The sequence below is a fragment of the Labrenzia sp. CP4 genome (genome assembly GCF_001579905.1).
GTDB lineage: Bacteria > Pseudomonadota > Alphaproteobacteria > Rhizobiales > Stappiaceae > Roseibium > Roseibium algicola.
The window spans coordinates 2,540,800-2,564,597 of record NZ_CP011927.1; the positions used below are offsets into that span (position 1 = coordinate 2,540,800).

A 23,798-nucleotide genomic window follows, 5' to 3' on the forward strand; every position below is an offset into this window, starting at 1 on the left:
AGCCGAGGCGGGCAGATGAACGGTCTATTCTGACTTGGCGGGCGGCCGGCCGCCGTGAACGAAATTCATTGCATGGCCATTGAGGCAATAACGCAAGCCTGTCGGCGGTGGCCCGTCCGGGAAGACGTGACCCAAATGCGCGTCGCAACTGCTGCAACGGATTTCGGTTCGGATCATGCCATGGGACTGGTCTTCAAGTTCCCGGATCGCATCCGGGTCGACCGCCTCGAAAAAGCTCGGCCAGCCGCAGCCGGAATCGAATTTTGTATCCGACATGAACAGCGGCGTTTCACAGCACACGCAATCGTAGCGGCCGATGAGCTTGTTGTCCCAGTAGGGACCGGTGAAAGGGCGCTCGGTGCCGGATTGGCGGGTCACATAGAACTGCTCGGGTGTAAGCTGCTCCATCCATTCGGCGGTGGTTTTCCTGATGGGGGGAGATGCTTTTTCGTGGCGGGTGGTTTCGTCGCTCATTCGGCATTCCTTATTTGATGTTTTTCCCAGAAATAGGGGCGTGCACAGGTTGCTGCAAGGCGGAGCAGATAACGGTTTTGTCAATCGTCACCTGCGGAGCCAGGCCGTGTTTCATCCGTTCATGGATTGGAAGGTGCTCTTGATTGTCGCCGTGAAAGGTCCGGGGCTAGCGAGCCAGGTGGCTTAAGGAGGTCTTCACCCGGTTACCGCCTTCCTGTCTCGCCTGAAAAACGCAGTTTTCGGCAGCGGCGAGGAGAAATTCCGAGCTTTCCGAGACCCCCGTCTGTTCAACGACCGCGCAAGCCGCACCGACGGAGGCCGTCATGACTCCATTGCCGGCGGTATTTTCCGGGTTGGGAATGCCAAGGTCCTGAATGGCTACGTGCAGATACGCGCTGATAGTCTCGGCGCCCATTTCGTGAGTTCTTGGCAGGAGGAGAGAAAATTCCGCCGTTGCCGTTCGTGCGGCGATATCTGCCGGACGGCGCGCGGTTTCCTTCAGGGTATCGGCTACCCTGGTCAGGCAATCCTCGGCAGCGCTCGGTCCGAACCGCTCCACCAGAGCTTCGAAACGGTCGAGAGATACCTTGATCAGACTGGTGTGGGTCTTTTCACGCAAGGCGATTGCCCATTCCCGTTTCAGGCCATCCTCGAAGGCACGGCGGTTGAGAAGTCCGGTGAGCGGATCCGTCTGGGTTGCCGCATCCAGCAGGCTTTCCAGCTCCTTGCGTTTGGAAATGCTGCGGAAATAGACCGCGAATGCGTAAGGCTTGCCGGCGGCATCTTCCAGAAGATGCGTAGTCACCTCCGCCCAGACCATCGGGCCGAAGGCGGAACGGAGCTGAAGATCGGCATGGGGAAGGGGGGCGTCGGCATCACCGCTGCCGGAAAGGATCCGGTGCAGAAGATCTGCATCGGTGTTCGGGCTGGCCAGATAGACCAGGTCGCTCAGGTGATCGACCAGTTTGTCAGCACTCCATCCGAACATGCGCTCGGTTGCGGGAGCGATGAAAGCGGGCGTGCCGTCCAGTCCGATCAAAACAATGGCTTCATTACCAAGTTTGACGAGCGTTTCAAAGTCGATGTTGGACGGACGGAGCAGATCCGTTCCCGAAGGCGTATCCCTATTGCTACCCAACACCATCTTCTGTGCCTCGCTCAAATTCCGTGGCAACGTATTCCCGAATTGAAACTGAACGGTATTCACGCTTTGAAATCAAGTGGCAAGCTGCCTTTCTTGGGTGCAGACGGAGGTGGTTTGACCCGAGTGTGAATGTTGTAGGGTGTATTGCGGACGCGGATACCTCAAGTTTCGGCCATGATACGTTTTCAGCACAGAATAAATCTGTGAGATCCCCACTTGTCAGTCCTGCCCCTGACAAAAGCGCTCATGTGACGCGGGTGAATTTACCGAAAATCGACAGACATACGCTTGAACACGTAAATTCAACTGCCTAAGACATGTCATAACCCATCGGGACCGTTATTATCCGGCGGATCGGGGCTGATTCGAGCAGGCCCGTATCCGTCGTTTCTTTAAAAACCGTGACGAAAGATCAGCATGACGCCAGCCTTGATCGACGACACCACTCTCTATGCCGTCCTCGCGCCCTTTGCTGCGGCTGTGGTTGCGCCTTTTCTGACCCGCTGGTTCAAGCACAATGCGGCCTGGCTGCTTGCTATCGTGCCGGCCTTGATCTTCCTGCATTTCACAGGGTTCGTCGAACCCGTGTCAAAAGGGGAAAGCTTCGTTGCGGCAAAGGCCTGGGCACCCAGCTATGGTGTGAACTTTTCCGTCTATGTCGATGGATTGTCGACGCTGTTCGCCTTGCTGATTTCAGGCATCGGAACCTTCATCATCCTGTATGCCGGCGGCTATCTCAAAGGCCACCCGCAACAGGGCCGGTTCTTCTCGTTCCTGTTGATGTTCATGGGGTCGATGCTCGGCCTCGTGCTCGGCAACAACCTGATTTCCCTGTTTATCTTCTGGGAACTGACGTCGATAACGTCCTTCCTGCTGATCGGCTTCGATCACCTGCGCGCCGCGTCCCGCCGGGCCGCGCTGCAGGCGCTCGTGGTCACGGGCGGCGGCGGTCTGGCCCTGCTGGCCGGTTTCATCCTGATCATCTCCGCCACGGGCGAAATCGAGATGTCGGTGCTGCTGGCCTCGCCGGACATCATCAAGGATACCACGCTTTACGTGCCGATCTTCTTCCTGGTTCTGGGCGGCGCCTTCACCAAGTCGGCGCAGTTTCCGTTCCATTTCTGGCTTCCCAACGCCATGGAAGCGCCGACACCTGTTTCCGCCTATCTACATTCGGCAACCATGGTGAAGGCCGGCGTCTATCTGTTGATGCGCATGCATCCGCTGCTGGGGGGGACAGAACTCTGGACAACGGTCCTGCCGCTGTTCGGTGGCATAACACTGCTGGTGGGCACGATCCTGGCGGTGCGCCAGACCGATCTGAAGCTGATGCTTGCCTACACGACCGTGGCATCGCTCGGGCTTCTTGTCATGTTGACCGGGACCAGCCAGGAAAAGGCGCTCGAAGGCGCTGTCCTCTATCTTCTCGCGCACTCCCTGTTCAAGGGCGCGCTCTTCATGGTTGCCGGCACGATCGATCACGAAGCCGGTACGCGTGACATCACGAAGCTGGGCGGCTTGCGTTCGGCGATGCCGATCACGTTTGCAGCTGCCTGTCTTGCGGCGCTTTCCATGGCCGGCCTGCCGCCTTTCATTGGCTTCATTGCCAAGGAAGTACTTTACTACGGCACCTGGGGCTGGCTGGAACTCGGTCTGCCCATCACCATTACTGCTGTTATCGGCAATGCCTTGATGCTGGTGATTGCCGCCGCGGTTGCCATCAAACCCTTCCTCGGTCCGAAAGTGGAAACGCCGAAACATGCGCACGAGGGACCTGTTCTGCTGTTTGCCGGTCCGGTGTTCCTGTCTGTGACCGGCCTAGGGTTGGCCCTGATTGCGCATACCACTGGTGAACTGTTCATCGGGCCGACCCTGTCTTCGCTTCTCGGCAAGACGACACAAATCGAACTTCACCTGTTGCCGACATCGATCAACGCACCGCTGCTGCTGTCGCTGGTCACCATCGGTCTCGGGATTGCTCTGTTCACTCAGATCGACCGCCTGCGCGGGCTGATCGGCTCTGTCCTGACAACGATCGGTTGGGGACCGGACAAGGGGTTCGACCAGTTCGTGGCCGGTATTGTCGGATTGTCCTGGCGGATCACCCGCCTGCTGCAGTCCGGCAAGATGCAAACCTACATGATGCTGACCTTCATCTTCACGGGCGCTGCCGTGTTGTTGCCGGGCTTCCTGACGGACAGCCTGCCGGCAATGCCGAAGATGCCCGACTATCGCTTCTATGAATGGGGCATCCTGCTGATCGCCTTCTTCGGGTTGATCGCCGTACTTGTCGCCAACACCCGCCTGACAGCCATCGTGTCTCTCGGCATCCAGGGCTTTGCAGTTGCCTTGATCTTCATGATGTTCGGCGCGCCGGATCTCTCCTTCACCCAGTTCATGGTGGAGACGCTGTCGGTCGTCATCCTTGCTCTGGTCATGACCAGACTGAACCTGTCGCCCAGTGACCACCGGCATGGTCTTGCCGCGATTGTCACCGGGATCGTGGCGATTGGTGTCGGTCTCGGCCTGACGCTGACGCTGCTTGCAATCACGCAGCAGCCCTTCGACAGCCGGTTGTCCGACTTCTTCGCCCAGTTCAGCCGCTCCATTGCCCATGGCCGGAATATCGTCAACGTGATCATCGTCGACTTCCGCGGCTTTGATACGCTGGGTGAAATCGCCGTGGTGGTTCTGGCCGGGCTTTGTGTTCTGGCGCTCATCCGGGTGCGGACGAAGCCTGAAAAACCGATCGAGAAACCGAAGACGGTCGCACCGCCCACACCGGCCCAGACTGGGGAGGCTCACTGATGCGTACGATCATCTTCCGCACCATTGCGCCCTATCTGTCCGCGCTGATGGTCCTGTTTTCGATCTTTGTGCTGCTGCGCGGCCATAACGAGCCGGGTGGTGGATTTATCGGCGGCCTGATTGCCGCATCGGCGTTGGCGATTTTTGGTATCGCCTGCGGTGTTGCTTCCGTTCGCCGCGCCATCGTGTTCCACCCGATGGGGGTATCCGGTTTCGGACTGTTCCTGGCGGCTGTGGCAGGCATCCCGTCGATATTCAAGGCGCAGGCCTTCATGACCAGCCAGTGGCTGGAGGTGCATGTTTTCGGCGTGGAGATCGCCTTGTCGACGCCGTTGTTCTTCGACATTGGCGTTTACTTGGTGGTGGTGGGTGCCATCGGCTCCATTGCACTGGCGCTTGAAGAAAGGGAGGCCGACTGATGGAAACCGGCGTTGTCATCCTGATTGGCCTGTTCTTCACCGTGGCCGTCTACCTGATGCTGTCCAAGCAGCTTGTGCGCATTCTTCTGGGTATCGCCATTCTGGGCAATGCCGTGAATATGCTCATCTTCACCAACGGGCGCCTGACGCGCGAGGTTCCGCCGCTCATTCCGGAACATCTCTATGCTCCGGAAACCGCGACGGCCAATCCGCTGCCGCAGGCACTGGTGCTGACGGCTATCGTCATTTCCTTCTCGTTCTTTGCGTTTCTGCTGGTGCTGGCCTTCCGGGCCTACCAGGAACTTGGCACCGATGAAGTCAACGAAATGCGCATCGCCGAACCCGAACACGACCAAACTCCGCCGCAAGGGTACTAAGCTACATGGCCGGTTCTTCCGTTTCCGTCGATCTTTCCCAGGCCATGGTCACTACGCCCGTTGCGGCGGGTGACTGGCTGGTGGTCGCGCCTTCGCTGATCACAATCCTGGGCGGTGCGCTGTGCCTGATGCTGCGCAAGAACACCGATCTGCAGCCGAAAGTCGGCATAGGTTTCCTGGCACTGCTGGTGCTGGCAAACCTTGCCCTGCTGATCCGGGTGCTCGATCATGGTGTCATCACCATGGTGATGGGCAGCTGGCTGCCGCCGTTCGGCATTGCCTTCACAGTGGATACGCTTGGTGTCACGCTGTCACTGATCGGCTCAATCGTAGCCTTCTGTGCGGGTGTTTTCGGCGCAGCCACCGTTGACAGCACAGGACGCAGATATGGATTTTATCCATTCCTGCTTCTGTTGATGACGGGCGTTTGCGGCGCGTTCCTGACCGGGGATATCTTCAACCTCTATGTCTGGTTCGAAGTTCTGCTGATTTCGTCCTACGGGCTTCTGGTCCTCGGCAACGACAGGATCCAGCTTGACGGCGCGGTCAAATACGGTGTCCTGAACCTGATCGGCACGAACCTTTTCCTGATCGCGACAGGTCTGCTTTACGGAATTTTCGGCACGCTCAACATGGCGGACCTCGCCATGAAGGTTGCCGCCCTGGAAAATCCGGCTTCCGGCACACTGGCAACGGTTGCCGCGCTCTATTTCCTCGCCTTTGCCATGAAAGCGGCCGCGTTCCCGGTCAATTTCTGGCTGCCTGCGTCCTACCACACGCCCAACGTGGTGGTGTCGGCGGTATTTGCAGGCCTTCTGACCAAGGTCGGCGTTTATGCGCTGATCCGCATCTTTGTTCTGATCCTGCCGGCCTCCCGCGGCTATATGGCCGATGTGATCGCGCTGGTTGCCATCGCCACCTTGCTGACAGGGGCGATCGGAGCTCTGGCGCAGAGTGAAGTGCGGCGGCTGCTTGGCTACGTGGTCATTGCCGGTATCGGGTCGATGCTCGCCGGTGTTGCCGTTGGTTCGACGCTGGCAGTCTCGGGTGCCATTTTCTACGCGGTCCATTCAATCATCGTCATGACGGCGCTTTATATGGCAGCGGGCATCATGAACATGATGGGCGGTTCCTACGACCTGAGGCAGCTGGGTGGGCTCTATCAAAAGAGTGCGGTGTTCGCAGCCGTATTCCTGGTACTTGGTTTTGCCGTTTCGGGTCTGCCACCATTCTCCGGTTTCTGGCCCAAGGTCATTCTTGTGGATGCGGCCTTCGCAGACGGTCGGACCTGGCTGGGTGCTGCCATTCTTGTCAGCGGGTTCCTGACGACCATGGCGATGGGCCGGGTCTGGATCTTCGCCTTCTGGCGCGGTGGGCCTGAAGGCACTACTGACGGGCAGGCCGTTGCCGTGACGGGCGAGGGCGGCGCGCAACTTTCTGGAGCCGCAGTCTGGTTGCCACTCGGCATTCTGACTGTGCTTGTTGTCTATTTCGGCCTGCAGCCGGAATGGATGCTGGAGCTTTCAACGCGAGGGGCAAGCGGTATTGTTGAACCGCTCGGCTACCTGCGTTCAGTCTTTGGGGGCCAGGGATGACCAGTCTCTTTCTCATCAACATTCTTCTGATGCTGGCTTGGGGAGCTGTCACGGGCAGCTTCTCCGAAGTCAATCTGGCCTTCGGTTTCGTGCTCAGTTTCGGCGCGCTTTACCTGATCCGGGAACAGGTCGGTACTGCCGCCTATTTCCAGCGGGTCTCCAAGGGCTTCGGTCTGGCTGTGCTCTTCGTCTATGAACTGGTGCTGTCGGCCTGGCGGGTTGCGATCATCGTGCTCAAGCCGAAGATCAAGTTGCAGCCGGGCATCATCGCGTTTCCGCTGACAGTGGACAGGGACTTCGAAATCACGATGCTGGCCAATCTGATCACCCTGACGCCGGGCACATTGTCCGTTGATGTCTCCGACGACCGAAAGACGCTTTATGTGCACTGTATCGACGTGCCTGACCCGCAAGCCACGATCGACGACATCAAGAACGGTTTTGAACGCAAGATCCTGGAGGTGTTCAGATGACACCGTTTGAGACCTTTTCTTCCGGTTTCCTGGAAATCAGCGTCAAGATCGCGCTGGCTCTGCTGACGATTTCCTTCATCATCATCGTCGTGCGGACGGTCAAGGGACCGAGCCTTCCGGACCGTGTTGTCGCCCTGGACATGCTGGTCGCGGTGGGGATCGGCTTTATCGCGGCCATCGGCGTTTCCACCGGCTTTTATCTTTACATCGACATTGCGATTACGCTCGGCCTCGTCGGCTTCCTGGCAACCGTCGCTTTCGCTCGCTTCGTCCTGAACCGCGGCCTTGCCGGCGACAAGACGATCATGGACGAAGTCGAAGAGAGCATTAAGCGCAGGGAGGCGGGACAATGAATGCTGCCGTTGAAATCATCACCGGTATCATGCTGGTCGTCGGTGCTTCCTTCGCACTGGTCGCATCGATCGGCATCATCCGTCTGAAAGATGTTTACATGCGAATGCATGCGGCCTCCAAGGCGGGTACTCTGGGGTCGGGCGTGATGTTGCTTGCGCTGGCAGTTCATGCTGGCGATCTGGCCGTTGTCACACGGGCAATCGCCGGAGTGGTATTCTTCCTGCTCACCGCCCCAATTTCGGCTCATTTGTTGGCAAAAGCTGCATACGCAGCCGGCTACCGTCCCTGTGCCGATACCAAGGAAGATGCCCTTGCAAAAACTGTCCGGCCGAAAAGCTGAGGCATGGTGTGCAGCAATGGTCCTGAAAGACAGATTTCCTGACAATACTATCGGTTCATTGTCGAAATAGGTGCGTTAGGTATAGCCAATATTTGTACAATTTGATTTTTATTGCTTCTGATCGATTTTTATTTGAATTACGGGGTTGTCGTTCAACGAAAGCGGCGATATAAGGCTGTGACGATTGCCTGCAAAGTAGAATCGTTTTTGATTTCTGGGCCCGCAAGTAACTGAATTTCTAGTTCCGCTTTCGGCAGACATTTTTTGCAGGTAAACCACAAAGCTAATTTTGAAATCAGTAGAGAACGGGTGAAATATGACTGACAGTCCGGTGGATGCGAATCTGATTGATCTTACGGCAGACATCGTCTCAGCCTATGTGAGCAACAACACCGTTGCGTCAACAGATCTGCCAGGCCTGATCAACGAAGTTTACGGCGCGCTGCAGAGAACTGCCAGCACTTCCACCGAGCCGGAGCCGGAGCCGCTGAAGCCTGCCGTGCCGGTGAAGAAGTCGGTCATGCCCGACTACATCATCTGCCTGGAAGACGGCAAGAAGTTCAAGTCGCTGAAGCGCCACCTGCGCACGCACTACAACATGACCCCGGAAGAATACCGCGAGAAGTGGGACCTGGGTGCCGATTACCCGATGGTTGCACCGAACTATGCGGCTGCCCGTTCGGAACTGGCCAAGAAGATGGGCCTCGGCCAGCAGCGCAAGCGCTCCAAGTAAATCCTTCGGCCTAAGTCGAGTACAAAAGAGCTGCCCATGGGCAGCTCTTTTTTTGTTTTGTGATGGAGATCTTCAGCTGATTGCGGATGGCGCTCGGTGTGAGCGCAACTGAAGCACTTGCCGAAAGAGCAGAGTGATCAAATTGAAGGGTTCTCAGGCTGCTGCCAGAGCTCCTTGCGCGTCGCTGCGGATGCGTCCGACCATCGATTTGAGACCGTTGGAGCGCTGCGGCGTCAGGTGCTCCTGCAGACCCAGTTTGGCAAAAATACCTTCGACGTCCGTGTCAAGAATGTCCTGCGCGGTCTTGCCACTGAATAAAGAGGTGACGATGGCCACGAGCCCTTGCACGATAAGCGCATCGCTGTCGCCCCGGAAACTGAGCACAGGTGTGCCGTCGCCCGTCTTGTCGATGGAGGTGATCAGCCAGACCTGCGACACACAACCGCGAACCTTGTTTGCATCGGTCTTTTCGGCGTCGGCGAGATCAGGCATCTCCTTGCCAAGGTCGATGAGGTATTTGTAGCGATCTTCCCAGTCGTCGAGAAAATCAAACGTCTCAAGGATTTCGCTCAAGGTTGTGGTCATGGCACCGGTCTTTGAAGGTCTTGTCCGCCTTCATATAACTCGTGAGCGGCAAAGTGCAAATGCCGACAGGTGCGAGAGAGGGGGGAGAATAAAGATACGCCGCAGATGAAATGGGCAGCTTTCCATCTGCGGCGCAGCGGAACAATCCGCTGAAGTGAAGCCGTCTTTGCGTTGCTGTCGTGCAGCAGCGCTCCAGCGGGGGCGCAATCGGCCGTTTTCAGATCCAGGAGGTCGTAGGATCTTGAACGACCAGTGTGCTCAGGTCTTTTGGCCTGAGCGTGGTTTGGGCCGTGGCACCGGCCCAAGCACTGCCTCTTTGGAAGAGACGTTATCAAAGACCGGCTGCCAGGATGGTGTGCCGGCGAAAACCTGAGGTTCCTGGCCTGAAGGCTGGGCGGACGTCGTGCCAGCAGTCTGTACGGGCGTCGAGCCGGTTACCAGCTGTTCGCTTCCCGATTTCTCGGCAATCTGCGTGTCGAGAAACTCATAGACAATCCGGGCGCCGTCGCGTGCGCGGCTGCCGATTGCCGTCAGTGCGTCGCCTCCCGTTTCGCAGGCCTGCGGATTACGTCCGCAAAAGCCGCCGATGTCCGACATCGTTGCCTGTGCCGCCAGGAAGGCCGACACCGGATCGATGTTTTCCGTCGAAGTGTCTTCCTGATCTGACCCGAGGGGAATCAGGACGAGCACCAAGGTGAGCCAAAAGGCCGTCCTCAAGAGAAAGAACATATCGCTACCCATAGTCTGTTCTGTCTTGCGTGCCTTTGTGCCGTTGGCACGCTTGTTATGAGGGCACATTACCAGCGACATGAGAATCCCCGGTTGAGCGGGAAAAGCCAATTTTCATAAAATAAATCAGGTATTTAAATCGTATTTTCTGAAATATTGATTCAAATTTTAGCTAATTCCGGTCAAGATATTGAGGCCAATGGGTTTTTCGGAAAAAAACGCAATTTGGATTCATCCTTTATCGTTCCTTAAGTGCTGCAACCGACAATGGCCGTACAAAAGGTGCGAGCGGATGTTTCCGCGATTGTTGTGTGGTAGAGTAGATTGCGTAACCTTCTGAAAAACATGCAAAATATCTGGGGGCATTGGGTGGCTCGCGTGGATGGAATGATTCATCCCGAAGCTGCTTCCGATCCTTTTCTTGCACCGTTGCATCGTTCGTTTCTGCTCAGCTGTTTCGTCAGCGGCGCTGCGGCTCTGGTGGTACTGCCACTGCATCTGGCGCTGGCCGGACCGCCTCAGGCAGCCACTCTTCTCGCGCTCGCCTGGATGCTGAGCCAATGGCCTCTGGCACTTTATCTGTCCCAGTCAGGGGCGCTGTCCAAGGCTGCCGGTCTTTCTGCTTCCCTGTTCGCGGTGTTTGTTGCCGGCGTCTGCGCGGTTACCGGCGGTGCGCTGTCCTTTGCACTGGCTTGGTTGCTGGTGCCGCCGATGGAGGCTGCGCTCGCAGCAAGCCGGCGGACGGCACTCGCCGTGACGGGGCTTTGCGGTGCCCTGGTCCTTGCCCTGATGTTTGTTCCGCTGCCTGTCCTTCCGGCTTCCGGATTTCCAGGGCTGGCGACGCCGTTTGCGACCCTGGCGGCTCTGCTTTATGTCGGTATGCTGTCGCTACGCATCGCGCTTGACCGGTCTCTTGCGCAAAAAGTTGTGAGGGCAACGGAGGAAAGACGCCTCCAGATCAGTCAGAGTGTCTCCGACATCTATTGTGAACTCGGGCCTGACGGTGGCCTCAAGGTCATTGGTGGCCCGGTGAAGGATGTGCTCGGGCACCTGCCGGTCGAAAGCGGGGAGGACTGGCTGTTTCCGCGCCTTCACGTTGCAGACCGGCCGCTTTATCTGACCTGTCTTTCCGAAGCCCGTTTGAGTGGCGCCACAAGAACCTTCGAGGCACGTTTGAGGGTTGGCGCAAATCGTCCGGGAGAAGCAGGGCAGGCCGACTACCGGCGTCTGGCAGTGCAACTGCGTGCCGGCCGGCAGAACAGCCCGTCTTCTGCAAACGGTGCGGCACTTCTGCTGACGCTTCGTCCTCTTGAACCCATCGAGCGGTCGGCAGGCAAGGCCGCGGGATCCGCCACAGACGGAAGCGCACGCGCGGACCGTATTTCGCGGGACATGCTTGAAACGGCGGGCGTTGAAGCTTCGCAGGCGCTGTCGGACATTCTGGCGCAATCCGAACGTCTCGAGCGCCTGGGGCGTGATACCTCCGATCCTGTGCTCAAGTTGGCGGTACAGTCCCTGCGGCAAACCGGCGAACGGGGTCTGGCCTCGCTCACTGCGGCTCTGGATCTGGTTCCGGCCGACAGATCTCCCGGCGAACCGGAGATTACCGGTGTTGATGTCGAAGCCTGTCTCGTTCAATGCATGGACATGGTCGCAAGGGTGGCCGTGCGTCGCGGTGTTGCTCTGGAAATGGAACCCGGCCAGGACAGTCCGCTGGTTGCTGCCGACAGAAAATTGCTGCGGCAGGCGCTGTGTTTCCTGCTGGTGGATATGGTGGAAACTTCCGAGGCTGGCGCCGTGGTGAGCGTTGGTGTCGATCTCGGCAAAGGCTACACCGACTATGTGTTTTCGGTGAAGAACCGCCAGTCCAGCCTTTGCTGGAGCGTCGAGGCTGCGGCAACCGTACTGGGCGTTTCCAGGGCCCTTTTGGAGCGCATGGGCGGCAGCCTGACTGTTCAGACCATTCTGGGGCAGGGGGAAAGCGTGACTGTGACCCTGCCGCTTCGGACGCAAGCGCAGCAGAGCGCCGGCCGGACCGGCGAGGTGCTCCGTGTCGAGCAATTGGCAAGATCGGCATAGGCGCAATGGCAAGAGCAAAGAAAACGACAAAGCAGACCAAGGCGCAGCAAGCAAAGTCGTCGGAATCCCTGATGGCGAAGGCCGGTCATATGGCGCTCGACAATCCTGTCGCAGCGGGTGGTACTGTGGTGATGGGGCTGACGGCATGCCTGATCGTGGCCAATGCGGTCGGCTTGCAGCCTGGCCGGCATCCGGCGCCGCTGTTCACGACACGAGATCGACCGGATACCATGCAGCTGCCGGAACCGGATGGCAGAAGTCCCGGGCTTCAGGTGCAGGAGATCTCCACCCTTGTGCTCGACCTGCAGATTTCCCTGCGCAAGATCGGCCTGTACGAAGGCCCTCTGGACGGACTGAACGGCCCGGCGACCGAGCGTGCCATCCGTGGTTTTGAACGTCACGCCGGACAGATCGAGACCGGAGAGGCAACGGAAGCGCTGCTTGCTCTGGTGCTGATGCAGGGAGAAAGCCCCGTAACGTCCGTGAATGGTCCCGTGCCTCGTCCGAAGCCAGGGTTCTCGGGTACGACTAGACAAGACAGCGCTGAAGTCCTTGATGCCGGTGCCGACGACAGTGCCGATGCCGGTGTAGATTCCGATCCGAAGTTGATGAAGATTCAACAGGCGTTGTCCGAACTCGGCTACGGTCCGCTGAAGGCGGACGGCGTGATGGGAGCCAATACCACCGCTGCCATCCGGCGGTTCGAATTTGACAGGGGCCTGCCGTTGACGGGCGAACCCGGCACCAAGGTCATCGAGCGCCTGGAAATGGTCAGTGGCCGGTCGCTGTCCGGCTAGATTGCCGGACGGCGAGTTGCCGCGTGAGTGCAACTGTCGTAGAGCAGGGCCTTCCTTCTCCATCTTCGGGAGTGCCGGCGGGGTCGGCAGAGGCGGTCAGCATGCGGGTTACATCTGAGTTTTTCGTCAGTGCACTGGTCCGACGCGTATTCGGCGAGGGCGGTTTTGCAGCTGTTTCCAGGAAAGGGGCTCCCGAAGCCGGTGCGGTCTTTATCTGTGTGGACCGTCTTGACGGTAGCTTCGACTTCTATGGACCGGCGCCGCAAGCCATGTTCAGCAGTCTGCCGCAGGGGCGCTTGTTCGAAAGTGTCTTCGAACGGGCGGACAGGGAAACGATAGACGCGCGGCTGGCAAGCGAAGCGCGAATGGATCCGGACTATTGGCTTGTGGACATCGAAGCACGCGACGGCAGGATTGACCTGCCATTGGTGCAGGATGAGCCGAAGCCCGACACAAACCTCTTCCGCTTTTAGTGCAGATTTAAATATGGGCGTTCAGCCCTCCCGCAACACAGTGCTTGAGCGGGTATTCTCAGGAACGGTTCGACTTGCGAGTGGTTTCGGCTTGAACGAAACCAAACTTCTGTCCGTCCGTTGTCGCCGCATCGCGGCGCGAACCATCCTGATATTGCGAGTCAAGCTGTGCAGATACGGGCTGAGTGACCTGGTCATGCAGGATCCACTGGCCGACCAGCACCTCGGCAGCGCCCTGGCTGAGCGTCCGATGGAGGCGCAGCAGGCCGCGCAGTCTTTCCAGTGACAGGTTTTCACCCAGCATGCGGATCATCACGGTCGTGACTTCGGACGCCGACATACCAAGCGCTTTCAATGCAACGGTCAGACCTTCGGCCTGATCGTCATGCATCAGCAGATCGCAAGTGGTCTGTGGCAGTCCGAGCCCCTGGCCCAGGAGATCCGCAAAACGGGACCGCTGCTGGAAAAGGGCTTCGCTCACCAGTGCGTCCCGCAATTTGAGGCGCGCGGTGTCCGTGCGTCTGTCGGTTGCGGAACCTGGGGTTTGTGCCTGTTTGACCAGGCTGGTCATCTCCGCCGCGGCGATCGCTTTCGATTTGAGCGGAGCTGGTAAATGCAGGAATTGTCCCATAAGTCCATCCGGGTTTAATGCGTCCTGACCTGCCAATTCTAAACCAAGAGTGGCAACGATGTCACTACGACAACTGAGTTTTGCCTGATGAGCTTGTGTCAGGGTGACGTCTTCCCGGTCGAGAAGGATACGGATTACAGGGGCTCCGGCGTGTTCGCACAATGTCGTGATCACCGATTCGCGCAAGGATGGCCGGTTGGCGACCGCTTTGCGGAGGGAATCCGGACCGGCCTCCGAAACCTTCAAAAGGAGATCCACAGAAAGCCTCGGACTGTAACGAAGGGCCGGATAGGCCGTCAGTTCGTCTTCGTCGGATGCGAGCTGCGTCAGGAGGTCGTCGGGAATTTCCGGATGCGCAGCCAGCAGATTTGCGATCCGGCGCCTGTCCGGCAGTGAGGTTTTAGGCAGGAAGTTTGACGCCAACTCCAGAAAAATGCGTTTTTCTTCAACATCATGCCGAGTGCGTCCGGCAAACAGCTCACTTGCGGCCAGAAGGACACCACGATCATCGCCCTTTGCGGACGCGGATTTGTCCGGAGAAGCGGAATTCGGCAAAGACTGACTGAAATGTTGGGTTTGGCGCATGACACCCGTCTACAAAATACGAAAGACCGGACCACCGGAGGAACTTGCTTCGTTCAAATTGCAGGAAAAGCGTTAGCATGCTGTTAACCCTGACAGCTTCTTAATGAAGAGCAGGAAGTAATGCGTCGCCCGTTTGACCGTTCCCCGCCGGTAATACGCCGTCAGGGGAGATCGGAACCGAAGGAGGAGACGATGGGCACCTTGTTGGACTTTACATCAGCTCAACGCCCCGCAGCACGTGTGGGCTATCGTTCCAATCAGCGCCGTATGGCAAGCCGAGAGACCTTTGGAGAAGTTATCCTCTTCCCAGGTGTCCGGTACGAGCGCCATGACCTTGATCTTGCCGCACGAATCGCGACCATCGGAAAAGCGGCCGGACCAGCTGGCTCCGACAAGGACTGACGGTCCAAGCCTCTCCAGCCGCGCAGGAGAAGTTTCTTTTTAGCGGCCTGGAGAAGCGCCCGATGGGCAAAGGCAAAGCGGAACAATCCGCCACCGTATCCCTCGCGGAGAGCGGTCGCAGATCAAGGCAGGGCGCCATTGCCGTCGCTGCCGTGCTGATTGCCGTCAGCCTTGCTGCCTGTACGCGCCCGACAGGGGATTTTGATCGTGCCAGGCCTTCCGTCATTCATGACAGGGTGATGCCGGCGGCGGGCGACGAAGCAGCGCGCCTGCGCGGTGATCCGGTTTCCAAGTTCAACTACACGAACGACGAAAAGCTGATGCGCAACCGCGGCTGGACGCTGATCCGTCCGCCATGGACCAAGGACTGGATCGGCGGGACCATGGTTGAGCTGTCGCGAACACGCGTTCTTCCGGAAGTTGAGGGGCGTGTGCCGCCTGATCTTTATCTGATTTATCTGCGCTCAGACAAATTCCAGTCTTCCGATGCCCGCTATGACAAGATTGCCGCTGACGCATCCGGCGATGCGGAGTTGGTGATGCCTTTCTGCGAAGTGGCCTTGCGCGTGAAGGCCGCTGACGACGAGCGGCTGCGAGTTCTGCAGAATAAGCCTGTGAAGTCCGAGGAAACCTATGAGGGCGCGAAGGCGCGCGTCTGGGAAAACCGGGTGATGATCAAATGGGTCGGTCAGGCGCTGCGGTATCGGATCATCGCCTACAAGAAGGCGCTCGACGGACTGGAGATCGAAACGCCGACCCGCGATCGCGTCTGGAAGGTCAATAACGCCATTCGGGAACTGGAAGGCCAGGTTCGCATTGCCGAAGCCGGTTGCGACCCCGACAAGCGTTATGGGGACGATAAGCCTGTTCGCAGGTCCCGGATCTATACCGGGTGGGGAACTGAACGCGCGCCGGTCGTGAAATAGCCCGCTCCCGAATTTCAGACCCGAATTCTGACATTTTATTGAGTGCTATATTCTGCCCACGTCAGATCTACTGATGCGCGGATACATTTTCGGCTGTAAAGGCGGTACTGCTTTTCCAGAGGCTGCAGGCGCGGTCGTTCAAGGTCTGACAAAACATCTTTGAGAAGACTTCTGCACGGGTTCTTTTGCAAGAAACCGACGAGAATATATTTCGTAAGCTAAGCGTATTCAAAATTTTTAAACGATACCGCTCGGTATTATTTTTTTACCAAACCACGACAGTCAAAATCTCGTTTTACTTGTTCTGCTTCACTTTTTGTCAGATTGACTTGCCTTAAAGGCATGCGCGTATAAGTTTTGTTTATTGCAATGCAAAAAAATGTGAACATTGAAAAAAGAGACGTGATCACAAGCTCTTAGCCTAATTTTCGTCGTTTTTCCGGCAAAAGGATGTCTTTGAAGGGGTTTTGTGGCTTGCCGTTCTTCAGGCGTCGAACTAAACCGTTTAGTTTACAGGGTAGTCACTCCCGGGAACCTGAAGGTGGTCGAATGAGTCCGAACATCACGCTTCTCGTCAAAGAAGCGCTCTCCCATCAACATGCCGGACGCATTGGAATCGCGCTCAGCATGTTTGAGGAGATACTGAAGCTCGACCCCAAGAACCCGCAGGCAAATTTTTCGCTGGGCATTGCTGCTTACCAGAACGGTGACGTGGGGCTTGCTATCGAGATGCTGCGGAAGGCTGAGCGCAAGGCCGGCAAGCACCCGCAGGTGCATCAGTTGCTCGGTCTGGCCCTCATGAACGCTGGCGATCTGGCCGGCGCGCTGAAATCGCTAAAAAAAGCCGTGGCCCTTGCGCCCAAAGCCGCTGATTTCCATGCCCATCTCGGTGACCTCTACACGCTCAAGCGTCAGCCGGTGCTGGCACGACAGAGCTTTCAGCGTGCATTAGCGATCGATCCGGAAAATGGTTATGCCCTTGTCGGCATGGGCCAGCTCGATATCACTGTCGGCCAGATCGACGAGGCTGTCGCCTGGTTCGAAAAAGCCATTGCATTGGGCAAGGAACTGCCCTCGGCCCTTCACTGCCTGACGATGGCACGCACCTACAGGGAAGAGCCGGCTGAACTTGCCAAGATCGATGACCTGTTGAAACAGGCAAGCGCACTGCCTGCTCCGGAGCACGCTCACCTGCATTGGGCGGCCGGCAAGATCCACTACGACCTGGGAGACACCGCGCGCGCTGCGCAGCATTACCGCTCCGCCCGCCGGTTGCGTTACCAGTCGTTCGATCAGCAAGCCCATGAAGAGCGCATTGCCTTCATGAAAGACGTGTTCAACGAGGCATTTTTCGCCGAACGGACGGAATTTGAGGATCCCTCGGAGCGGCCGGTGTTCATTTTCGGCATGCCGCGTTCAGGCACGACCCTGGCCGAGCAGATCGTGAGCCGGCACTCGCGCATCGCCAGCGGTGCGGAAATTCCGTATTTCCGCTTGCTGCAGCAGGACCTGGGTTTGCGGGGGGCGCCAAGTGCTGCCCTGGAAAACCGGTTGAAGAGCCTCGGGCCGCGCGAGTTCAAGCAGTTTGCACGGCAGTACCTTGCAGAACTGAGTGCAATCGACCGGCGGGCAGACCGTGTCACCGACAAGATGCCGCATAATTTCGAAGTGCTCTGGCTTATGAGCCTTCTGTTTCCGAAAGCGGCTTTCATCCATTGCGTTCGCTGTCCTGCGGACACATGCGTTTCGCTCCTGTCGCATTCGCTTTCGCCCGCGCACAACTACGCCATGACACAGAAGTCACTGGGCAGTTATTTCGTCGCCTACGACGGTCTGATGAAACATTGGGAAAAGGTTCTGCCGGTTCGTATCCACACGCTTTCCTATGAAGACCTGGTTCATAACCAGGAAAAGGAAAGCAAGGCGCTGCTGGCGTGCACAGGCATGGACTGGGAAGAGCAATGCCTGGAGTTCTATAACGGCGACAGTCCCGTGACGACGTTCTCCAATCTCCAGGTGCGGAAGCCGATGTTCAGATCATCGATCGGTCGGTGGAAGCGTCACAAGGATCTTCTGGGAGACCTGTTCGAGGCGCTCGGTCCGCTGTCACCGCTCAATGAGGCAGCACCGGTCGGCAACGGATCCAGCTACGGTCAGCAACAAACGCTTGCAACCAGTATGCCTGACAACGACATTTCTCACCTGCGGAACGCGGTTTCTCCGATATCGTGACCAGTTACAGCGTCGGGGCGTGACAGCGTCCCGGCCTGACCGTTTTTTTCGCGATTTCTGGGTATCTTAGCGAATGGAGCCGCAGCTTGCGGCCCTGAGAGCGCGGTCGATGCTGTCCGCCCGGGTCGGGTGGGGCACATAGGCCCGCAACAACGCAAAACCGCTTAGTGGCTCTTCCGTTTCAATGACGATGAGATCTTCCAGGTTTTCCGGTGGGTTCTCCCGCAGGATCGACAGCTGTTCCGTAGTCAGCACCAGCATTGAGAGGCGCTCGGCACCCGCGGTGCGGTTGTTGAGACTGTAGACGGCCTCTCCAGCCGCGTTGAACAGTCCTATGGACCAGAAGGGTACCGGAATGCTGGCATCGAAGAGAACCGGCCCGTCGGCGAGCTGAAACCGGCAGGCAGCGTGTTTCATGGCCGGATCAAGATCGGGCAGGGCTTCCTCGCCGGGGTGGACATCCGGCAGCAGATTGAATTGCCGGTCCGGTCCGTGGTTGCCGATGTTGTCATAGGCACTGTGCAGAACGTTCTGGGGGATGCTCAGCACCACCAGGATGTGAATGATGGCAGCAAGACACAGCGTGGCCAGCAGGCCAACCGACAGGGAAAAACGTGAAGAAAGGGTCATGGGCAGCCCAACCTGTCGATGGTGGGCATGCTGACGCCGTCAAGGGCTGCACCGGTCGTGACCGGAGCGTCATAGACCCTGAGCACGAAGCGCAGACCGTCCGCAGCCCTTGCATCGCTCGCCAGGGGCAGCCAGTTGCCGGAGTGGGGGCGGGTGGCGGCGACGATCTCGAAAGTGCCGTCCGCGTTTCGCAACAAGGCGTCACTTGCAAGGTTCACCCGGCCAGACATCGTCTTGACCAGGTGGCCGTGGCCATCGACCGCGGTCATGGTCCAGAGCCGTGCAGACGGGGTCTGGCCTGCGATACGGTACTCACATGTCGGATCAAGCTGGTGGCCGTTGCTGTCTTCGCGCGCGACCAGAGCAAGCCCTTCGCCCGATGCCAGGGGAATGACGGCGCCTCTTGTGTAGATCGCCACGGAATAGGGATCGGCTTCGGAGGTGCCGGCTTTCGGATAGGCGTGCCACGGGCCGATGGTGACCGCATTGAGCGGTTGTTCCCGCTCGATGATCAGATAGGCGGAGCTTATGCCGAGCAATGAGGCCAGAACGACGACAAGCGTCACCGTGGCGAGCGTGCGAAAAGGATTTCCCCGATGCGAGCGGATGGCACGGGGAAGCCTTTCGTCATACCAGTCTGCCTCGCCATGTGCGGGCCGGAATCCTGTATCGCTCATTGCACCGCCGCGACATCGGTGTTGGCAGACCCTTGAGCAGGGGCGGCATCGGCGCTCTTTTGTTCAAGCAGCAGGCGCAGATCCTGACCGATCTGCAAGAGGAGATCCTGGGTGCGCCGTTTCAGGACCCGTGGCTGGGCAGTGTCGCTGGTGTCTGTAGCCAGCCTTGCCGGTGCGGTTCGGGCCAGACGGGGCAAGCTTTCCGGATCGACACCGGGCATCCGGGCAAGCTCGATGCCATTGTGGGCAAAGGCGTTGTATTTCTGCCAGGCCATGGCAGGAAGGCTGCCGCCGGTGACACGTCGCGTGGAGGTAAAATCGTCGTTGCCGAACCAGACGGCCGTGGCAAAGTTGCCGGTGTAGCCGACAAACCACGCGTCACGGTAGGCGTTGGTGGTTCCGGTCTTTCCGGCTGCGACCACGCCGTCGATCTGCGCCCGGCGGGCCGTGCCGGCCTCAACCACATTGACCAGGATCTCGTTCATTTCCTGAACTTTCTCCTCCGGCAGGACACGAACTGCAGGCGGCTCGTCGCGTTCACGCCGGTAGAGCACCTTGCCGGCGCTGTTCTTGATCTCCAGAACCGCATAGGCTGCTGCCTTGGTTCCGCCATTGGCGAAAACGGAATAGGCCGATGCCATGTCGATGACGGAGACTTCAGATGAACCGATAGGCAGCGACACGGAGTTTTCCAGTTCGTGGGTCAGGCCCATGCGATACGCCGTATCGATGATTTTTTGCCGGCCGAAATCCAGGGAAAGGATCACCGGAATGGTGTTGATGGACTTGGTGAGCGCGGTTTTCAGAGTGACGGCGCCCCGGTAGCTTCTGGAATAGTTCTTGGGCGACCAGTTACCGATCCAGACCGGCCGGTCGGAGACCACGCTGTCCGAAGTATAGCCGTTCATGAAAGCCGTCATGTAGACGAAAGGCTTGAACGAGGATCCTGGCTGGCGCAGCGCGTTGACGGCGCGATTGAACTGGCTTTCGCCATAGGAACTGCCACCGACCATGGCAACGACGGCCCCGTCCGGGATCATGGAAACCATCGCCGCTTCGCGAGCGTCGCGCAAATTTCCGTTTTCCCGAAGCACGGTTTCCACGGCCAGATCCGCCTGGCGCTGCAGCGCCGGGTCCAGTGTGGTGCGGACGGTCACAATGCGGTCGCGGGCAAGTGCCGGATACCGGCGTGCAAGTTTCTTGACCTCTTCAAGCGCCCAGTCGAGGAAGTATTCCGGTAACTGTTCCTGAGACCTGTCGACAGCCAGGGCCGGATTACGGCGCGCGCCGATCACCTGGCCTTCGGTCAGGAAACTGGCCTGTACCATGTTGGACAGGACTTCGTTGGCGCGCGCGCGGGCTGCAGGCAGGTTGATGTGTGGTGCGTATTTGGTCGGTGCCTTGTAGAGACCTGCCAGCATGGCACTTTCGGCAAGCGTCAGCTCACGCACATTCTTGTTGAAATAGAATTCGGAAGCAGCCGTCACCCCGAAGACGCCGCCGCCCATGTAGGCGCGGTCGAGATAGAGCTTCAGGATTTCCTGCTTGGAAAGGTTCGCTTCCAGCCACAGCGCCAGATAGGCTTCCTTGATCTTGCGGCTGAGACTGCGCTCGTTGGTCAGGAAGAGGTTTTTGGCCAGCTGCTGGGTGAGCGTCGAACCGCCCTGGACGACACCGCCTGCGCGTGCGTTCTCGACCATGGCCCGGAAGGTGCCGAAAAAATCAATCCCGAAGTGGCTGAAGAAGCGGCGATCTTCGGTGGCGAGCGTTGCCTTTATCAGGGAGTCTGGAATTTCCTCAAGCGGTACGCTGTCGTTGAGAACGATGCCGCGCCGGCCGATTTCCTTGCCGAAGCGATCCAGGAAGGTCACCGCGAAATCGTCCGTGGTCTTCCAGTCGGCATAGCGCGTTGCCTCGAAGGCAGGCTGGGCGAAGGCCAGTACCACGATGAAACCGACAAGGCCGTAAGTCAGACCGTCAGACGAAAGCTCGGCTAGAACGCGCCAGATTCCCTTGGCCCGGAACCGCCGCAAGAAGGCGTCATAGCCTTCGAATATCCGGCGGATAGCTGTTCCGCTCTTCCACAGGGCCGTGTCGATAAGGGCATCGATCGCCAGGAAAAAGCGGCGAATACGATTGCGCTTTTTCGGCGGCTTCTGCGCCGGCGGATTGCCGGTTTCGACATCATCTGATTGCGGTTTGTCCGTCACGCGAACAAGGTCTCCGGATCAAAAAGGATCGGCCCAAGCTAGCCGTTTTTCGAGGTCGTGCAAACTGGTTGCCAGCGTGCCCCTTTCATTGGAACAGTTTACCTAAAGTTCTTGCAATTTCATTGAGGAAAAACAGCCCGTTTTTTCGCCCGGGTTGCCCGACAGCCTGTAGCATGATAGGCGCCGATTGTTCCGGCCCAAGAAAGGCGCACAAGACTTCATGATTGTGGACGATACCTCACGCGAGCTTCCGTTCTGGAAAACCCGCACACTGGAAGACATGACGCAGTCCCAGTGGGAATCGCTTTGCGATGGCTGCGCACGCTGCTGTCTCAACAAGCTTGAGGACTGGGACACCGGCGAAATCGTCTGGACGGATGTTGCCTGCACGTTGCTTGATGGCACCAGCTGCCGCTGCAAGGATTACGACAACAGAGCAACCATCGTGCCGGACTGCATTCAGCTCACACCGGGTGAGGTGAGGACACTGACCTGGCTGCCGCCAACCTGCGCCTATCGGCTGGTGCGGGAAGGCAAGGATCTCTACTGGTGGCATCCTCTGGTGTCGGGAGATCCTGAAACAGTCCATCAGGCGGGCATTTCCGTTCGCGGGCGGACGATCCCCGAAGACGGCATGGCTCTGGAAGACTATGAGAACCACGTCGTGTTCTGGCCGGGGGAAATGCCGGAAGACCGGAAGGGTTGAGCTAACCCTGCCGATCAAGATGCAGTCACACTATTCGAGCCTGATTTGATCGCTCTCATTGTCTGATCAGGAAAGCCTCGACATGGCGGCGGAGCCGGTGTTCCAGTTCCGCCCGGTCAGTCAGTTGATGGCTTTTGACCAGGATGGCTCCATGGATCATGAAGGCAATCAGGCCATCGACCATTTCCTTGGGTGACCGATCCTGCCTCAGGTCCGGCTTCAGGCTGGCCCCCTGTTGCCAGAACGTCAGGAAATGCTCCAGTTCCGCATCGAGGGCGTCCAGAGTTTCGACAAATTCAGCAGCGCAATTGGGTTTGGTTACACCGATATTGTCCAGGAACAGCCGCAGGATTGTCGGGCTGTCGGTGATGACGTCGATCAGGGCCATCATGCGCCGGGTCAGCAGTCCGACAGGGTCGGACAATTGGTCGGGTTCTGCTGCTTCGTCGGACGTCGCCGCACGCAGGGCATTCAGCCGGTCCAGCAGCACGTAGGACAATAGGCCGTCCATATCGCCGAAATGCGAGAACACGGTCCCCTTTGCGACACCTGCCTCCTGCGCAACCGCTTCCGCGGTAACCAGGTCCAATCCGTGTTTTTGACTGAGATCGCGTGCGGCAGCCAGGACCCGTGCCCTTGTGGCAATGCTCCGCTGTTGTGGTTTGCGTGTCATGATTTTCCGTTAAAGTGACCGTGGTCAAAAAATATCTTGACGGATGTGATGCGGAATGTCAAAAAATGACCACGGTCAATTTTGGCGTTTGACGCCTGCAAGCTCACAAGGTTGGACATGACAAGAGTACTGGTATTGGAAGGACACCCGGCCAAGGACACGTTTTGCGGCGCCCTCGCGGCGGAATATGCAAATCATGCGCAAAAGCGTGGAAACGAAGTGCGGGTCAGGCATCTGGCCGATCTGGACTTCGATGCGGATTTCGGAGTGTCATCCTTCAAGGATGCGAAGCCTCTGGAGCCTGACCTCGAAGCACTGTGGCAGGATATCCTGTGGTGTGAACATTTCGTGCTCACGCACCCATTGTGGTGGGGCGGTCTTCCGGGCAGGTTGAAGGGGTTGTTCGACCGGATCCTGCTGCCGGGCATGTCCTTTCAATACGTGAAAGGCAAACCTCTGCCTGAGAAACTGCTCAAGGGCCGCACCGCGCAGGTTCTGGTGACTTCCGACACACCGGGTTGGTACTTCACCTGGATTTACGGTGCCGGTGCCAAAAAGCAGACCGAGAAGCAGATCCTCGATTTCTGCGGTCTCAAGCCCAAAGGCTACCATATGTTCTCGCCGATCCGCGGCTCGAGCGACGAGGCAAAGCGGAAGATGCTGGCGCGGGCCGCTGCCCTTGGTCGCAAGGTTGCCTGAAGCGTTTTGCATCGGTCATGGTGGACGTTCAAACGGTCTTCGTTGAA

At 58.2% G+C, this 23,798-nt stretch carries 25 protein-coding genes; 16 read left to right on the forward strand and 9 right to left on the reverse strand.

Features of this window, described 5'->3' with window-relative positions; translation table 11 throughout:
* Nucleotides 1-24 precede the first annotated feature (24 nt).
* Nucleotides 25-474, reverse strand: a complete 450-nt coding sequence (msrB, locus tag ACP90_RS11800; protein WP_062488456.1) for a peptide-methionine (R)-S-oxide reductase MsrB — start codon at nt 472-474, stop codon at nt 25-27.
* A gap of 166 nt (nt 475-640) precedes the next feature.
* Nucleotides 641-1,618, reverse strand: coding sequence for a diguanylate cyclase (locus tag ACP90_RS11805; protein WP_062491551.1), 978 nt, complete (start codon nt 1,616-1,618; stop codon nt 641-643).
* A 417-nt stretch (nt 1,619-2,035) separates the two neighbouring features.
* Here ACP90_RS11805 and ACP90_RS11810 point away from each other — a divergent pair, with 417 nt between their 5' ends.
* From ACP90_RS11810 to ACP90_RS11845, 8 genes are all read left to right on the forward strand, one after another.
* Nucleotides 2,036-4,426 carry a putative monovalent cation/H+ antiporter subunit A gene (locus ACP90_RS11810; protein ID WP_062488457.1) on the forward strand — a complete coding sequence of 797 codons (2,391 nt, stop codon included), beginning with the start codon at nt 2,036-2,038 and terminating at the stop codon, nt 4,424-4,426.
* A complete protein-coding gene (locus ACP90_RS11815; protein ID WP_023001006.1) occupies nt 4,426-4,845 on the forward strand; it encodes a Na(+)/H(+) antiporter subunit B in 420 nt (139 codons plus the stop codon). Before ACP90_RS11810 ends, ACP90_RS11815 begins: the two co-directional genes overlap by 1 nt.
* Nucleotides 4,845-5,222, forward strand: coding sequence for a Na+/H+ antiporter subunit C (locus tag ACP90_RS11820; protein ID WP_023001007.1), 378 nt, complete (start codon nt 4,845-4,847; stop codon nt 5,220-5,222). The genes ACP90_RS11815 and ACP90_RS11820 overlap by 1 nt, the downstream gene beginning before the upstream one ends.
* 5 nt (nt 5,223-5,227) lie before the next feature.
* Nucleotides 5,228-6,817 carry a Na+/H+ antiporter subunit D gene (locus ACP90_RS11825; protein ID WP_062488458.1) on the forward strand — a complete coding sequence of 530 codons (1,590 nt, stop codon included), beginning with the start codon at nt 5,228-5,230 and terminating at the stop codon, nt 6,815-6,817.
* A complete protein-coding gene (locus ACP90_RS11830; protein WP_023001009.1) occupies nt 6,814-7,290 on the forward strand; it encodes a Na+/H+ antiporter subunit E in 477 nt (158 codons plus the stop codon). Before ACP90_RS11825 ends, ACP90_RS11830 begins: the two co-directional genes overlap by 4 nt.
* A complete protein-coding gene (locus ACP90_RS11835; protein ID WP_023001010.1) occupies nt 7,287-7,643 on the forward strand; it encodes a cation:proton antiporter in 357 nt (118 codons plus the stop codon). The genes ACP90_RS11830 and ACP90_RS11835 overlap by 4 nt, the downstream gene beginning before the upstream one ends.
* Nucleotides 7,640-7,984 (forward strand): monovalent cation/H(+) antiporter subunit G, encoded by a 345-nt coding sequence (gene mnhG / locus ACP90_RS11840; protein ID WP_023001011.1) that lies wholly within the window; start codon nt 7,640-7,642, stop codon nt 7,982-7,984. Before ACP90_RS11835 ends, mnhG begins: the two co-directional genes overlap by 4 nt.
* A 316-nt stretch (nt 7,985-8,300) precedes the next feature.
* On the forward strand, nt 8,301-8,717 hold the full coding sequence (locus ACP90_RS11845; protein WP_006939826.1) for a MucR family transcriptional regulator: 417 nt from the start codon (nt 8,301-8,303) through the stop codon (nt 8,715-8,717).
* A gap of 153 nt (nt 8,718-8,870) precedes the next feature.
* On the opposite strand, the gene ACP90_RS11850 is transcribed toward ACP90_RS11845, so the two are convergent.
* Both ACP90_RS11850 and ACP90_RS11855 read right to left on the reverse strand, forming a co-directional pair.
* Nucleotides 8,871-9,302 (reverse strand): SufE family protein, encoded by a 432-nt coding sequence (locus ACP90_RS11850; protein ID WP_023001012.1) that lies wholly within the window; start codon nt 9,300-9,302, stop codon nt 8,871-8,873.
* Nucleotides 9,303-9,560: 258 nt separating this feature from the next.
* Nucleotides 9,561-10,112: a DUF5330 domain-containing protein gene (locus ACP90_RS11855; RefSeq protein WP_077292617.1), complete on the reverse strand. Its 552-nt coding sequence runs from the start codon at nt 10,110-10,112 to the stop codon at nt 9,561-9,563.
* 297 nt (nt 10,113-10,409) lie between these two features.
* Here ACP90_RS11855 and ACP90_RS11860 point away from each other — a divergent pair, with 297 nt between their 5' ends.
* The 3 genes from ACP90_RS11860 to ACP90_RS11870 all read left to right on the forward strand — a co-directional run bounded on the left by ACP90_RS11860 (nt 10,410) and on the right by ACP90_RS11870 (nt 13,380).
* Complete coding sequence (locus tag ACP90_RS11860; protein ID WP_145915759.1) at nt 10,410-12,110, forward strand: HAMP domain-containing histidine kinase; 1,701 nt, start codon at nt 10,410-10,412, stop codon at nt 12,108-12,110.
* Between the two features lie 71 nt (nt 12,111-12,181).
* The gene (locus tag ACP90_RS11865) at nt 12,182-12,907 is read left to right on the forward strand and encodes a peptidoglycan-binding domain-containing protein (protein ID WP_208993512.1); all 726 of its coding nucleotides are present in this window, start codon (nt 12,182-12,184) and stop codon (nt 12,905-12,907) included.
* A gap of 101 nt (nt 12,908-13,008) precedes the next feature.
* Nucleotides 13,009-13,380 carry a DUF1491 family protein gene (locus ACP90_RS11870; RefSeq protein WP_031285039.1) on the forward strand — a complete coding sequence of 124 codons (372 nt, stop codon included), beginning with the start codon at nt 13,009-13,011 and terminating at the stop codon, nt 13,378-13,380.
* A gap of 58 nt (nt 13,381-13,438) precedes the next feature.
* Here ACP90_RS11870 and ACP90_RS11875 read toward each other — a convergent pair whose 3' ends face one another.
* On the reverse strand, nt 13,439-14,596 hold the full coding sequence (locus tag ACP90_RS11875) for a DUF2336 domain-containing protein (protein WP_062488461.1): 1,158 nt from the start codon (nt 14,594-14,596) through the stop codon (nt 13,439-13,441).
* 192 nt (nt 14,597-14,788) lie between these two features.
* Between ACP90_RS11875 and ACP90_RS27970 the strand changes: the two genes are divergently transcribed.
* The 3 genes from ACP90_RS27970 to ACP90_RS11885 all read left to right on the forward strand — a co-directional run bounded on the left by ACP90_RS27970 (nt 14,789) and on the right by ACP90_RS11885 (nt 18,156).
* Nucleotides 14,789-14,998 (forward strand): hypothetical protein, encoded by a 210-nt coding sequence (locus ACP90_RS27970; protein WP_031269292.1) that lies wholly within the window; start codon nt 14,789-14,791, stop codon nt 14,996-14,998.
* A 62-nt stretch (nt 14,999-15,060) separates the two neighbouring features.
* A complete protein-coding gene (locus tag ACP90_RS11880; RefSeq protein ID WP_062488462.1) occupies nt 15,061-15,924 on the forward strand; it encodes a hypothetical protein in 864 nt (287 codons plus the stop codon).
* A 549-nt stretch (nt 15,925-16,473) separates the two neighbouring features.
* Nucleotides 16,474-18,156 carry a tetratricopeptide repeat-containing sulfotransferase family protein gene (locus ACP90_RS11885; protein WP_062488463.1) on the forward strand — a complete coding sequence of 561 codons (1,683 nt, stop codon included), beginning with the start codon at nt 16,474-16,476 and terminating at the stop codon, nt 18,154-18,156.
* A gap of 66 nt (nt 18,157-18,222) precedes the next feature.
* Here ACP90_RS11885 and ACP90_RS11890 read toward each other — a convergent pair whose 3' ends face one another.
* The 3 genes from ACP90_RS11890 to ACP90_RS11900 are packed head-to-tail and all read right to left on the reverse strand — an operon-like array spanning nt 18,223 to nt 21,673.
* Nucleotides 18,223-18,786, reverse strand: coding sequence for an N- anchored protein (locus ACP90_RS11890; RefSeq protein ID WP_023001021.1), 564 nt, complete (start codon nt 18,784-18,786; stop codon nt 18,223-18,225).
* Complete coding sequence (locus tag ACP90_RS11895) at nt 18,783-19,463, reverse strand: DUF1214 domain-containing protein (protein ID WP_023001022.1); 681 nt, start codon at nt 19,461-19,463, stop codon at nt 18,783-18,785. The genes ACP90_RS11890 and ACP90_RS11895 overlap by 4 nt, the downstream gene beginning before the upstream one ends.
* Nucleotides 19,460-21,673, reverse strand: coding sequence for a PBP1A family penicillin-binding protein (locus tag ACP90_RS11900; RefSeq protein ID WP_062488464.1), 2,214 nt, complete (start codon nt 21,671-21,673; stop codon nt 19,460-19,462). Before ACP90_RS11900 ends, ACP90_RS11895 begins: the two co-directional genes overlap by 4 nt.
* A 220-nt stretch (nt 21,674-21,893) precedes the next feature.
* Between ACP90_RS11900 and ACP90_RS11905 the strand changes: the two genes are divergently transcribed.
* On the forward strand, nt 21,894-22,379 hold the full coding sequence (locus ACP90_RS11905; RefSeq protein ID WP_055654901.1) for a YcgN family cysteine cluster protein: 486 nt from the start codon (nt 21,894-21,896) through the stop codon (nt 22,377-22,379).
* Between the two features lie 55 nt (nt 22,380-22,434).
* Here the strand turns inward: ACP90_RS11905 and ACP90_RS11910 are convergent, their stop codons facing one another.
* Complete coding sequence (locus ACP90_RS11910; RefSeq protein ID WP_023001025.1) at nt 22,435-23,052, reverse strand: TetR/AcrR family transcriptional regulator; 618 nt, start codon at nt 23,050-23,052, stop codon at nt 22,435-22,437.
* Between the two features lie 117 nt (nt 23,053-23,169).
* Between ACP90_RS11910 and ACP90_RS11915 the strand changes: the two genes are divergently transcribed.
* A complete protein-coding gene (locus ACP90_RS11915; protein WP_062488465.1) occupies nt 23,170-23,751 on the forward strand; it encodes an NAD(P)H-dependent oxidoreductase in 582 nt (193 codons plus the stop codon).
* Nucleotides 23,752-23,798: the final 47 nt, after the last annotated feature.